A 13433-nucleotide genomic window follows, 5' to 3' on the forward strand; every position below is an offset into this window, starting at 1 on the left:
CATGAAGAAACTTCTCGTGACCGCCCTCGCCCTAAGCGTCGCGTCCACCGCCTTTGCCCAAGCACGGGGGCGAGAGGAAAAAAAGCAAGAAGAGAAGCCCACCAAGACCGAGACGCGCTCCCGTGAGGAGACCAAGCAGCGCGATGATCGCAACGACCGCCGCGACGACCGGGACCGGCGGGACTCGGGGGGGCTTCGGGATATCATCATCCTCACCAATCCCATCCCGCGCTGGCCGGACTCCCGCTGGCCCCGTCAAGACTACGACCGCTTGCACGTCCCGCGCCTGACCTTTGTCCGCGATGGGGTGGGCCTCTGCACAACGGGGGAGGCGGGCCAGGAGCCGCTCGTGCTGCGACGCAACATCACCCTCGGGGCCCAGAGCCCGGCACGCGCCCCCCGCAAGGGCCGCCTCGCCTATGTGGCACCGGTCAACAACCAGCTCGCACTCTTCACCATCGCCGACAACCTGACACGCTCCCACCAGCTCACCGACCCGAAGTGGGGAGATGCCGATCTACCTACCTGGTCGCCCGATGACAATACAATCGCCTTTGTCTCCCACCGCGACGGCAACGACGAGCTCTACACGGTCTCTGCCGGCGGAGGTAGGCCCCAGCGCCTTACCAATCATCCCGGCCGCGATACACAGCCTGCCTGGTCCCCCGGTGGCAAGTGGATCGTCTTCGTCTCCGACCGTGGGGGCAAGCCCGCTCTCTGGCGCATCCCCGCCCAAGGTGGCAATCCCACGGCACTAGAAGCCTGTCCCCCCGGCATCCCCTCCGACCCCACCTTCTCCCCCGACGGGCGCTTTCTGGTCGCCAGCTTTGAAGAGGCCCCCGGTAAAAAACACCTCTGGAAGGTCGATCTTGATGCCAAAGAGGAGCCTCGCCGCCTCACCACAGAACCGGGTGACTACCGCCACCCCACCTTCCGCCCCGATGGGGGAAAGCTCGTCATGAGCGTGCGCACCGCCTCGGGCGGCTACGCCCTCGCCCTGCTCGACTTTTCCGCCAATGGCCTCCAACAACTAACCCCCGGCACCCTGAGCGACCATAGCCCTGTCTGGTGGTAAAGCAAAGGAAAACAATTTTTTGATTTCCTTGACAGAAGAGAAAGTGCAGGCTATACTACCTCTTGCATAACGACGCGGGGTGGAGCAGTTGGTAGCTCGTTGGGCTCATAACCCAAAGGTCGGAGGTTCAAGTCCTTCCCCCGCACTTCGCAGACCCTCATCTCTCCCCCCAGAGAGATGAGGGTTTTTTGCTTCTAGACTAGGTAATTTTTAGCCCTATCTCTGCGCCATCTCGTGGCTATGAATGAGCTGTGGAGAATAGGGAATCTATCAAAATCCATCAAAAATGATTAGGTTTGGTCAAGAAATCACACAAACCACTTTGGAGGAACAAAAAGGAGAGCCCTAGATTGAATCTGAGGTGCTTCGTTTGGCTCGAACTCGTCTGAATCAAGAGGAGAGTCTCAGAGAATGTCAGATTTTGTGAACCAGCGACTCAGGAGTTTAGGTGTCTGGCGAAGTAGTCTTGGTAGAGACGACAGCGGAGCGACACCGCATCGGCGGACTCTCCGGCGATGATGCCTGCGCTTCGAAGCCGGTAGAAGTGGTCAATTGGCACGCGCGGGGTACCGCTCAGCAAAGTACGGAGCGAGGCGGCGAGTTCGGGGCTGGCGTGCACTCCGCTTAGCAAGCGCCGCAGGTGATCCCCAAACGGGCCTTCGTCGCGGCTCCCCTCGGTTTCTAGGTGCTCCAGTGTTGCGTTACGGCTGGCGAGCGCATCTAGGCAGCAGCGCGTCAGGTAGGGATGCCCAGCGGTGAGAGCGTGAACGCGCTCCAGAGAGCTCTGTGTTGCCAGGGGGGAGCCGTAGCGCTGGTTGAGCTCTGAGAGCTGAGCGAGTGTGAAATCGGAGAGGGTCGCACGGGTTCCCACGTTGAAGGGCGACTGGTTGGCATCCAGGATAAAGAGATGCGCCTCGGTGGCGTAGCCGATAGCCAGGGTCAAGCGCGACCAGGAGCTTGTGGGCTTGAGGGCGCGCCGGTTGTGCCAGGAGCGAAAGAGGCCAAAGATATCCGAGGCAAAGGGGCTACTGAGCAGCCGGTCGGTCTCGTCGAGCGCCCAGATCACCGGCGACGGATCGGCAGCGAGGATGCGGCTCTGCAGGAACATCTCTAGGTTGGTCTGGGGCGGCAGGTCCTCTGGCCAGTCGTCGGCGGGGTAGAAGGGGATCTCCAGCTCCAGCGCCAGGGTGCGGGCGAGGAAGCGAAAGAAGACATCCGGGGTGGCGAGGCAGGTCTCGGGGAGCGCTTGAATGTCGGTGAGGACGACGCGGGTTCCCTGGTGGCGTGCCTGCTCTAGCCCGCGTGCCAGCAGGCTGGTCTTGCCGATCTGGCGGGGGCCTTTGACCAGCACGATGCTATCGCGGCGGGCGATGGCATCGGCAAAGTCCCTGTCGGCAGGCCGCTCGATATAGAAGCGCGAGCCAGGGAAAACCGCCCCACCCGTGGTCTCCAGAGCGATGGTTTCTGTGGGCGTCGTGTTGGCAGTGCGCTCTCGTAGGCGTTGCGCGATCCGTGCCCGTCGCTGGCGTGCCTCCACTGCCCACACCTCGCTCCAGCCCTCCAAGAGTGGCGCTTCGGCGAGCACGAGCGCTCTCTGCCAGTCCTGCGGATCGGGGCTGGCGGCCTGGGTGTCGAAGGCGAGCAGATCGCAGTCAATACCGTCGAGGTTAAGCTGAACGACCCCCTTGCCGACACTGGCCAGCACCCCGGCATCGTCGCCGAGGTGCTGGCGGAGCGAGTAGATCGCTTGCCGCGTCGAGGGAAACTCCCCGGACTCGCTACGAGCTTCGGAGGGCCAGAAGAGTCCGGCGAGGGTTCGGTAGGTGATCGGGGTGCTGTGGTGGAGTACAAGATAGGCCAGGAGGCGCTCCCCCTCCCGCAGATGCAGGCCAGGAACACTCACGCCCCCTCTGGTTACGCAAAAGGCCCCAAAGAGCCGTATCGAGAGCAGCACCGGCACGGATTTTGTCACGCAAACCACCGCACGTCACGCAACGGTGACGGAGTCCTCTCTATAATAAGGGTATATTGCACGTATCTTCAGTTCCCTATAGAACGTCAGGACTCCTGCAAAGAAGGTTTCTAGGAAAGCACAGTTCATGAGTACGGCATTGAATTTCTTCATCACGGGCGGCACCGTTCCAGCGAATGCGGCAAGTTATGTGGAGCGCCGCGCGGATACCGATCTACTTGCCGCGTTGCTCGCTGGTGACTACTGCTTCGTACTCAACTCTCGCCAGATGGGAAAGTCTAGCCTCTCCGTCCGTACCATTGGCAAGCTCGAAGCCGCAGGCGTACAAACCGCCTTTCTCGATCTGACCCGAATCGGCGCACAGAACGTCACCGCAGAGCAGTGGTACGCGGGACTGCTCGCGGAGACGGGACGTGCCTTGGAGCACCGTAGCCAAGTGCTGGCGTTCTGGCGCGCCAACACGCACCTGCCGCCTGTCCAGCGCTTCTTTACCGCCCTCCGAGATGTCCTCCTGGAGGCTATCCCCGAGCCCATTGTGATCTTTGTGGACGAGATCGACGCCGTTCGTTCATTAAGCTTCCCCGCCGACGAGTTCTTCGCCGCCGTTCGCGCTTGCTACAACAGCCGCACACAGGACGATATCTACAAACGATTGACGTTTTGTCTCGTTGGTGCCGCCACTCCGGCAGACTTAATCTCCGACACGCGCATGTCGCCCTTCAATGTCGGGCGGCGCATTGAGCTAAGAGACTTCACGCCTGCTGAAGCGGCACCACTGGCCGAGCACTTGCCCGATGGAAAGCCGACCCTCGACCGAATCTTGCACTGGACAGGTGGGCAGCCCTATCTCACACAACGTCTTTGCCGAGCTGTAGTGGAAGAGCCAAATACCAGTGTCGATCAGCTCTGCGACGGACTGTTCTTGGCGAAGTCTGCCCAAGAGAGCGATGACAATATCAGCTTCGTTCGAAATCGCTTGCTCAAGAGTGAAGTGGACTTGGCGAGCCTCTTGGACTTGTACGGCAAGGTTAGCTCTGGCAAGAAGGTGCGCGACGATGAGACAAACCCGCTGTGTGGCGTGCTACGGCTCTCTGGTGCGTGTAAGCTGGACAAAGACTATCTGGTGATTCGCAACCGGATCTACGACCATGTCTTTGACAAAAACTGGGTCCTCTCCCACATGCCCGACGCCGAGCTACGGCGACAGAAAGAAGCGTATCGCCGGGGCTTGATCCGGGCGGCGGCTCTAGGTGGGTTCGTTTCCCTAGGGATGGCAGGACTCACCGGCTGGGCGCTCAATGAGCAAAGCAAGGCCAAGCGTAATGCCAAGCTCGCCCAAGACAATGCCGCCAAACTGAAGCAGGCGCTAGCTGTTGCAGATCAGCAGACCGAGAACGCTGTGCGGGCCGCAAGCCGGGAGCGCCAGCAGAGTTTCTTGAAGGAGCAAGCACTGGTCAAGGCAACCACGGCAGAGCGCGCCACAAAGCTCGCTCTCGTGAAGGCAACGAACGCAGAGAAACAGACCAAACTGGCGCTGACCCGCTCGGAGCAGGCCAAACGGGAGTCGCTCCAGCTCGCCGAGCAGCGGGAGAGAGCACGACGTGAGGCCGACGACCAGCGCAAGAAGGCGCTGGCATCCGGCAAGAGCGCACTGGAAGCCAAGGCGCTGGCGGAGCGCTACTTTGCCAACGCAAACCTACAGCTCGCTGCCCAGGCGTGGGAGACAGCCGATGGCTCCGGGGAGGCAGTACGCTCGTTACTCCTGGACTGCCAGCGCGATCCCAGCACGACCAACTCGTTTGCGTGGCGCTATCTATGGACACAGCTCAACCAGGGCGGGAGCAACTGCCGGGCGTTTCCTCATGGCGGCTCGCGGGTGATCGGAAGCGCTTTTTTGCCCGATGGCTCGCTGTGGACGGTAAACTTAGGTGGGATTCTAACGCACTACGCGGCCAACCAGACAACGCCCAGCAAGACCATTGCCTTGAGTAAGCTCGTTCCCAGCGCCAGCCTCAATGCCTATGCCCTCTCGCCCAAGGGTAATGTCGCTTTCGTCGGCACAAAAGAGGGCAAGGTGGCGGTGGTGGACATTGCCAGCCAGCGCGTGACCAAGTGGCTCACCGTGGACGAGAAGCCCAGTGCGATTGCTTGGGTTACCGTTGCGCCGGAGGGCGATAATATCGCCGCCGTGGACGAAGCGGGACGCTGGCTGGTCTGGAACCAGGAAACAGGCACGTTTCTCCATCGCTTCCCGTTCAGCATCTCGCCGAGTACCTACATCGCACGTCCCCAGAGCCTACTCGTCACCTCCGGGCCGAACCCACGCATCGCCTATCGGGATGCCTTCGACTTTTTCCTCCTCCCCGACACCGCCTCGAAAACGCTTCCGGATTGGAAGGCAGTAAAAGCGCTGGGGCAGTACTTCGGGCAGAGGCTGGATGGGGATGGGGAGCTGCGTCCCGTCGGTGAGTTCCAGCACCGCTCCAGCGGTACGGGGATGGCACTCTCACCCGATGGCACACAGGCCGCAACCACCGACGAGAGTGGCAAGGTGATTGTCTGGGATCTGAAGACCAACCTGGGACGTTTCAAGATCGATGCCCATGCCACCCGTGGGGGGGTGGCAACCTTTTCCAGCACTAGCAAAGCACTGGCCACGGCAGCGGACAATGGGACCGTACGGGTTTGGGATGCACAGACGGGCGCACTCCTCCATTCGTTCAAGGGGCAGACATCCCGTATCCTCCATCTAAGCTTTTCCTCCGACGATACCCAGCTCCTGAGCGCCGATGAGGAGGGGGGGCTGCGCCTCTGGTCCCTGAAGGACTCCACGAGCTCCCTGCAGACCAAAGCCGGGGCGATTGCAGCCGTGAGGTTTGTGCACGATCCAAGAGTGGATCCCACGGTTCTCGCCCTGCAGTTTTCTTCGGATGGCAAGAGACTTCTAGTTGCCAACAGAGATGTCGTCGAGCTAGACGTTTCCCCCCAGGGACTCACGCTGGGGCGCTACCTGCACCAACTACAGGTCGTGCGATCAGCGGCGGAGGGGAGGGCTTTCTTTCAACTTCCTCCCACGGCGACCGTCGCCGATGTGGACGCTGCGTGGAACAAGCGAACGCTCGCCCAGATCCGGAAAACATCCGCGAGCTTCTGTGCCCACTTCACTCCCGATGGGCGCTCCATCATGTTGTCCGTCGTCGGGGAGCTCGTGACCTTCGACCGTGCGAGCGGCAAAGAGAAAGCGGCGTGGAGCCTCCGCAACCTTCAGGAGGATTTCCAGGGATCGATCTCCTGTTTTGCCTATGCCCCGGATGGCAAAAGCATGGCAGTCGGCTTTGGTTACCGTCAAAACACCACTCGTAATTATGCACAGACGGTTGCTATCGTGGATACCGCGACAGGACGAGAGATTCAGACACTCAAGGGCTTCCTGAACCATATCCTCGATATGGGCTTTTCCCCGGATGGCAAGACTCTCGTGATTGCCTGCTTGGATAGAACGCTCAGTTTCTACCAGAAAAAAGGCAACGACTGGGCACTCACCTACCGTCGCGATACTGTCAGTGCCCCGCCCACCTCCCTCGCCTTCTCTCGTTCGGGCAAGCAGCTCGCGGTGGGCTTTTTCGATGGTCGTGTAGAGCTTCTGGACCCCACCAAGCCGACCTCTCCGGTGCTTCACACTCTCGTGGGACACTCTAAATTTCGGGTGAACACCCTCACCTTCTCGCCGGACGGCACGACCCTGGCGTCGGGGTGCTGGGATCAGACCGTCAAGCTCTGGGACACCATCACGGGCCGCGAGCTACGCACGCTCTACGGACACAAAAACTGGATCAATGCCGTTGCCTTCAGCCCGGACGGCCACACGCTCGTCAGTGGCGATGCTAACGGACAGATCCTCGTTTGGCCTGCGACTCCTGTCTCGCGGATCGCTCAAGTGGAAGACAGCAAGCTCCTTAAACGCGTCCTTCAGCTACAGGCGGCTGAGAGGGTAGACATGACGTTACTTGCCCAGCTCCTCGCACGCTACCCCGACGATACCAGCGTCAAGAGTACCTACCAGGAGGCGCTTCTTGCTCCCCGTGAGCGTGCTGCCCGTGACGCAATCGCCCGTAAGGACTACGCCCGGGCCGCAACCGCCTACCTCGCCATCTGCCGACAAACCAAAAACGAAGAAAACGCGCTTCAGGCCGCCTGTGCTCTCCTCCTTGCCGGTGACACACGCGGCTACCAACAGCTCTGCAAAGAGATTCTGGAAAACTACAGCAAGGTCCTCGGGAGCGACTCAACCTCCACCTTCCTCTCCATCTGCACCTTTACTCCAGATGGTCTTACCGCCAATCCTGCGGCCTTTCGTCGCCTCGTAGATCAATGGCGCTCGCGCAATGACATCAGCAGCAGTGTTGGGCCAGGGAACCTCGCGGAAGGACTCTACCGCCTTGGGGAGTACCAAGAGGCTCTGACTCTCCTCCAAAAACAGGCGGGCGACCGCAGGGAATATGACTTTGAGATATCGCTCTACCTGTCCTGTATCTACGCCAAACTGGGCAAGCCTGCGGAAGCGAAGGCCGCCTATGAAAATGCCGCCACACTCCGCCGAGAGCTCAAGGAGGACTTCATGATGGAAGCGCTCTGGGTCACCATCGGCAAGGAAGCGCGGGGGCTCCTCAAGCTCCCTGAGCCAGCAGGGCAGTAACGCCAGCCATTAGATTCCGTCACGCAAGCCCCCCACCGTCACGCAACGGTGACGGAGGAATTTCTATACTATGACTATGAACGAACCGATACGCGCCGCACAGATCGCCCACGTGCTCTTTCTCGATGTGGTCGGCTACTCCAAGGAGTCCACGACTACCCAGGGCAAGCTCTTAGAGCAGCTCAATGCCGCCGTCAACGCCAGCACTGCCTTCCAGCGCGCCAAGAACGACGGTGCTGTCCTGCCCATTCCCACCGGCGATGGCATGGCGCTGCTATTCTTTGTCGATGTGCTCGCTGCCGCCCAGTGCGCTATCGAGATTCAGAAAGCTCTGGTTGGTGTCCCTGTGCGCATGGGGATTCACAGCGGCCTGGTTCAGAAGCAGCTCGATATCACGGGAAGCGAGAACGTGGTCGGGGAGGGCATCAACACCGCCAGCCGCGTGATGGGCTTTGGCGACACGGGACATATCCTCCTCTCCGCCCAGTACGCCCTCGTGCTCAGTCAGTTCGACGACTGGAAGCCGCGCCTGCACCTCTTGGGCGATGGCACCGCCAAGCACGATCTGCAGATCCAGCTCTTTAGCCTCCACGGCGACGGCTTTGGCAACGCAGCCAAGCCTGCGAGTGTCACCCGGCCCACATCGGGGATTCCCAGCCAGAAAGTGGTGCTGCTCTACAAGCGCAACCTCCCCGAGGACGAGAAGGTGCTGAAGCTGCTGGAGCGGCACCTGATCGAGAACGGCCACGAGGTCTTTGTGGACCAGCACCTCAAGATCGGGGTGGAGTGGGCACGCGCCATCGAGGACAAGATCCGCGCCGCCGATGCCGTGGTCGCCATTGTCTCCCCCAAGGCCATGCAGTCCGAGATGCTCGAGTACGAGATGGAGACCGCCCACGACCAGCACCAGAAGACCGGCAAGCCTGCGCTTCTGCCCGTCAAGATCGGCAACGAGGAGCCGCTCGACGGCGTGATTGCCTCAATCATCAAGCCCCTCAACTACTTCGAGTGGCACGGCGAGGGCGACGACGCAAGGCTTGTCGTAGAATTGCTCTCTGCGATCCATGAGCCGCTGAGGCCCCGCCAAGAGGAGATCAAGCTAGAGCCCGTCGGCGGCGCGGTGCCCCCCGGCTCCCCGTTCTATATCGCACGCGCCACCGACCCGGAATTCTTCACCGCGCTGGACAACCACGAGAGCATCTTGCTGGTGCGCGGTGCGCGGCAGATGGGCAAGACCAGCCTGCTGGCCCAGGGCAACAAGCATGCCCGCGACCGTGGCTGGCGCATCGGGATGACCGACTTTCAGAAGCTCAACATGAGCCAGATGAGCAATGAGGAGACGTTCTACAAACTTGTCGCGGCGACTCTTGCCCGTCAGCTCAAGTTCAAGTACGACTTTGAGAACGAGTGGCTAGATCTCTTTGGGGCCAACTTAAACATGGAGGCGTTTCTTCGGGCGCTGATCGAAGAGCAGGACGAGCACCTGGTCTGGTTCATGGATGAGGTGGACAAGCTCTTTCTCGCGCCGTTTGCCAGCGACTTCTTTGGGCTGGTGCGCTCTTGGCACAACTCACGCTCCATCGAGCCCGACGGCCCCTGGAGCAAGCTGACGGTGGTGATCTCCTACGCCACGGAGGCACATCTCTTCATTCAGGATCTGAACCAGTCGCCGTTTAATGTCGGGCGGCGCATCGAGCTGGAGGACTTCAACGCACAGCAGATGGTGGACCTGAATGGGCGCTATGGCTCGCCGCTACGCAGCTACCAGGAGGTGGAGAAGCTCCAGGCGCTCATCGCAGGTCAGCCATTTCTCACCCGCCGGGCCTTAGACTCCCTCGCCACCGGCAAGCTGGACTTTGCAGGTCTGCTGGAGAGCGCCACCCGCGACGATGGCCCGTTTGGGGATCACCTTAAGCGCATCCTGGTCTCGGTCTCCAGCCTCCCCCCCGTGCTGGAGTTCGTCCGCGCCCTACTTGCCGGCAAGCCCAACAACGACCAGAGCACCTACTACCGCTTACTTGCCGCCGGGATCATTCGGCAGGACCGCGACGGCAGTGTCCGCTTCCGCTGTGAGCTCTACAAGCGCCATCTCGCCGACCATCTAACCTAATGAGTAACGTCTAAACCTTCCTTACACAGGTTCGGTTTTAGGCAGCGACAAGCGTGTGTTCCGACTGGAGCAATTCCGTCCAGAGGCGATCTCTCCGCTCTCGAAGTGTCTGCGCATAGGAGCGAGCTCGCTCACGCAGAGTTTCGGGAGCATCGGGAGTGGCCATGAGCTTGTCGCAGAGTTCCAGGGAGCGCAGGAAGTTACCCGCCTGGAACCAGCAGCCCGCCGCGCTGAACTCGTGCCGCCAGACCTGCTCGGAGATTCCCTGCGCCGCGTAGGCCTGAGCGAGGGCTTCTTCCAACGCTGCCGCCTCGCCGAAGAGCTTTGCCGCTTCATCGTGCTGGCCCAGCTCTTTTGCCAAGCGGCCACGCAGCAGAAGCCCGGACTTGCTTCGCTCTTGCTCCTGCATCTCTTCGGTACGCACACCACGCCTCATGCTGCTCATTATCGTACTCTCCGCTCCCGTACTCTATGGAAGGTGAACCAGGCCTCCTGCGAGGCGAAGCGCACCACGATCACAAAACCATCGACGCCGTAAGGGTTGCCGAGGAGCTGATCCACTTTCTCTTTGTGTCGCTCTTCCAAGCTCTCTGCACCCGTGCCACTGATTTCAAGGCCCCACTCTTGCTCATCGTTGCCGACCCAGTAGTCGAACCGATCCCCCTCATGTGCCACTGAGGTGAGCCGGAGCCCATCCCCAAGCCCATGAAGCACCGCACATGCAACTCCCAGAGCACCCCACTCTGTGATGATGTGAGACTGCACTGCGGGCGGCAGAGTCGGAATGTGTTCCTGAGACCATTGCACTCTCAGAGTTTTTGTCAGCTTGATCCCATCTCGTTGCAGAATCCGTACCGAGAGCTGAGCCTGGTTTGCCTCGACGTTGCTCGCCTGGAGGCATCGGATTGCAAAGGGCAGAAAGACCAATGCTTCGATTTCCTGTGTGGCGAGTGCCTCAGCAAGATCACATACAGGAATTTGGTCAGCCATAGATTTGCCTTATTCTACCGCTGATTTACTCATTGCCCGTTGCCGAAGCTGCCGCGCTCGATCCCGAATCTCGGTATCTGCTGGGCGCTCCTGCCCCTCCATTCGTAGCAGTCGCATTGCCTCGTTGCAGTAGCTCCGAGCTTGGTCGTAGGGTAATTCAGGGAGCCAGTCTGCCGGGATAGGTCGAAGGGCTTTGACGATGCGCTGGGGGCGCTCGTCAATATCGCTAGTATGAGTCGGTTTACCACCAGGCAGCAGGTAGACCGCGCCTCGAACTGCCGAGCGGACAGCGGCGCGGATGAACCCGGCAGGTGATCGGAGCTTTGAAGCACTGGCAACGGCGACGGCATGAGTGAGTTGCTCCAGCGTCCCTCCATCTGAAGCGATCCCCTCGGCCAGGAGTTCGGCTTCGGCCTCGGGAATCCCGACCTTCTGCGTCAGCAGAGAGACAGCAGCAGAACCCAGGTTCGCCTGAGGCTTCTCCCGAGCCTGTGGTTGGGCTTGGCTTGTTGTAGTCTCTTCCGGATTCCCTTTATCAGGTGAGAGCCGAAGAGTTTGCCGAAGCCTACCCGAAGAGTTCTTGGGAGCAGGCGGCGGCGAAGCGGACGTAGCGAGATCAACTCCGAGCTTCTTAAGATCGGGGCGATTGGGGCAGTGGCGTTTGACGAGAGCCGCCGCAAGTCTTCGGATAGCCGAAGGGAAAGTGTCTCGCTCCAGGATGGCGAGCCAGAGCGCATGCCAGCCGCGCTTCATCACCTCGGTGAGCTTTACCAGCGGGCGAATGCGACGCTTAGGGCCGCGTACCTCAATCTCGATTAGTCCGTAGTCTTTGAGCTGGCGTAGCAAAGCCCGGACGTGATCGGGGACGATCCCCGCCTGCTTGGCGAGGAACTCGTTACCCACGATGCAACCATCAGTGCGTGCGTCGTTGTAGCAGATGTCACGAAAGAGCCGCGCAAGACGCCGCTGGGCGTCCCAACGTCCGTCGGGAATAGTGATGAGAGAAGCTGTGTCAGAGTTGGCTTGAAGGTGTGGCACGTTTGCCCCTTTGCCCCTTCCGATAGGGGGGGATCAGGGCAGTGAGGGTAAGGCGCGACGGGTTTGAGAAGGGGCGACGGCGGCGCGGACGCGGTGCCTGTGGGGAGTCCAACGTGGTAGTGTCGTGGGGGCAAGCACCCATGCAGAGTCTAAGACGTAAACCTACATTGATGAGTGCTCGTTAGACGACTCAAAACTCGGGGGAGTCTCCACAATCAAGTGGAGGCTCCTTTTTGTTTTGCTTGGCTCTGCCTCATCCACCCCTGAGATTTCCACGTGATCCACGATCAGGCGTAGGGGTCGGTGCCGCTCTTCGTTCGTTGCTTCGTCCCAGAGCTCTGAGAACGAAGCCCACAAACCAGCAACCTGAGCGGCGTTAGGTCGCGGGCCTGCCATGTTTTCCACGGCCTAGCGGCAGGTCAAGTGCTCTCGCTCCGCATTCTTGGCATCCACACTGGGCAAGAGCCGGGCGGCATCTCTGATCACGCTTTAAGTCGGATCGGTCTGGAGAAACGACAAGAGCAGGTTGTCAGCAGCCCGAAAGCGCCGGTATTGCGTACTGAGAAGACACGCAACCAAAGGTGAAGGGACTTGGGGGTAAGTTCGCTATCGGTTACAATGCGACTATCCGATGCCCCTACTGTACTACTGGCACCCTGACAACTACCACCGCGATCTGGATATGGGGGCGGGTTTTCATTTAAATCAGTCGAATCCTCTTCTACATTCCATTGAGGTGGGCGATAGCCTTTGGGCGTTCACGCGAAACAAGTCTGGGCAGTACGTTTTAGCCGCTGAGCTGCTTGTCAAAGCCAAGACCGAAAACCCTCCGAATTTTCGCTACGGCCCGTATCGAATCTGGGGCAACCTGAAGGAGTCTCGCTATTTTCTCGCCGATGACGATGCACCCAGCGTGGAGCAAGTTATTCGCTCGCTCAGTGTGAAAGCAGGTGCCACGCGACTTGGGCAGTCGTTTCAGGGACACGCTGCAGTTCGGAAAATCACCGAGGCGGATCATCAGATGCTTCGGGTGGCGGCAAGCGGATTGTCATTGGAGCCGCGGGCGCGGATTCTCCCCGAGGAGCGTCTGGAGGCGGCGGTTCTCCTGGGCGACGAAGAGGCCGTACGCCAGCTCTTGATAGAGGAGCCATCAGGCGTTGCGGAGGCGCGAGCGGCGTATCTGTTTTCTCAAGCACCGACTCGAAACCGTCAGCTGGTGAAGGAACTCCAGAAAATTTATGAGGGCAAGTGCCAGCTCTGCGGCTGGAATCCGAGAAATGAGTACGGGCACTGGCTCTGTCACGGTCATCATATCCACTGGCTCAGCCGGGGTGGGGAAGATGATTTAAAGAACCTTCTGCTTGTCTGCCCGAACCATCATGGAGCGATTCACGCTTGCGATGCACAGCTTGATTTCAAAGACTTTACTTTTAACTTCGGCGTGAGGATTGAGCAGGTAGAACTCAATCTCCACATCTAACCCGTGGGCAAAATATGGCAAAGAGAATCTTCTCGGGCTCCGAAAATAGTGTGTAATAGCCGTGGAATATAT

General features: G+C 60.0%; 8 protein-coding genes and 1 tRNA gene. 5 read left to right on the top strand and 4 right to left on the bottom strand.

The genetic code is table 11. From position 1 onward, the window contains the following. Position 1 precedes the first annotated feature (1 nt). Positions 2-1075: a PD40 domain-containing protein gene (locus HNQ39_RS15970; RefSeq protein ID WP_184198345.1), complete on the top strand. Its 1074-nt coding sequence runs from the start codon at positions 2-4 to the stop codon at positions 1073-1075. Between the two features lie 73 nt (positions 1076-1148). Further along, a tRNA-Met gene (locus HNQ39_RS15975) sits at positions 1149-1221 on the top strand. A 290-nt stretch (positions 1222-1511) separates the two neighbouring features. Here the strand turns inward: HNQ39_RS15975 and HNQ39_RS15980 are convergent. Continuing rightward, positions 1512-2978 carry an AAA-like domain-containing protein gene (locus HNQ39_RS15980; protein WP_184198348.1) on the bottom strand — a complete coding sequence of 489 codons (1467 nt, stop codon included), beginning with the start codon at positions 2976-2978 and terminating at the stop codon, positions 1512-1514. A gap of 196 nt (positions 2979-3174) precedes the next feature. Here HNQ39_RS15980 and HNQ39_RS15985 point away from each other — a divergent pair, with 196 nt between their 5' ends. Continuing rightward, the gene (locus tag HNQ39_RS15985) at positions 3175-7743 is read left to right on the top strand and encodes an AAA-like domain-containing protein (protein ID WP_184198351.1); all 4569 of its coding nucleotides are present in this window, start codon (positions 3175-3177) and stop codon (positions 7741-7743) included. Between the two features lie 76 nt (positions 7744-7819). Further along, positions 7820-9853 carry an AAA-like domain-containing protein gene (locus HNQ39_RS15990; RefSeq protein WP_184198354.1) on the top strand — a complete coding sequence of 678 codons (2034 nt, stop codon included), beginning with the start codon at positions 7820-7822 and terminating at the stop codon, positions 9851-9853. 37 nt (positions 9854-9890) lie between these two features. Here HNQ39_RS15990 and HNQ39_RS15995 read toward each other — a convergent pair whose 3' ends face one another. Genes HNQ39_RS15995 through HNQ39_RS16005 form a run of 3 tightly spaced genes read right to left on the bottom strand, consistent with a single transcriptional unit; the run spans position 9891 to position 11881 of the window. Continuing rightward, positions 9891-10289 (bottom strand): hypothetical protein, encoded by a 399-nt coding sequence (locus HNQ39_RS15995; RefSeq protein WP_184198357.1) that lies wholly within the window; start codon positions 10287-10289, stop codon positions 9891-9893. An 8-nt stretch (positions 10290-10297) separates the two neighbouring features. Beyond that, positions 10298-10843, bottom strand: coding sequence for a hypothetical protein (locus tag HNQ39_RS16000; RefSeq protein WP_184198360.1), 546 nt, complete (start codon positions 10841-10843; stop codon positions 10298-10300). Positions 10844-10852: 9 nt separating this feature from the next. After that, positions 10853-11881 carry a hypothetical protein gene (locus tag HNQ39_RS16005; RefSeq protein ID WP_184198363.1) on the bottom strand — a complete coding sequence of 343 codons (1029 nt, stop codon included), beginning with the start codon at positions 11879-11881 and terminating at the stop codon, positions 10853-10855. A gap of 631 nt (positions 11882-12512) precedes the next feature. Between HNQ39_RS16005 and HNQ39_RS16010 the strand changes: the two genes are divergently transcribed. Beyond that, positions 12513-13361 (top strand): HNH endonuclease, encoded by an 849-nt coding sequence (locus HNQ39_RS16010; RefSeq protein WP_184198366.1) that lies wholly within the window; start codon positions 12513-12515, stop codon positions 13359-13361. Positions 13362-13433 lie beyond the last annotated feature (72 nt).

The sequence above is a fragment of the Armatimonas rosea genome (genome assembly GCF_014202505.1).
Lineage (GTDB): Bacteria > Armatimonadota > Armatimonadia > Armatimonadales > Armatimonadaceae > Armatimonas > Armatimonas rosea.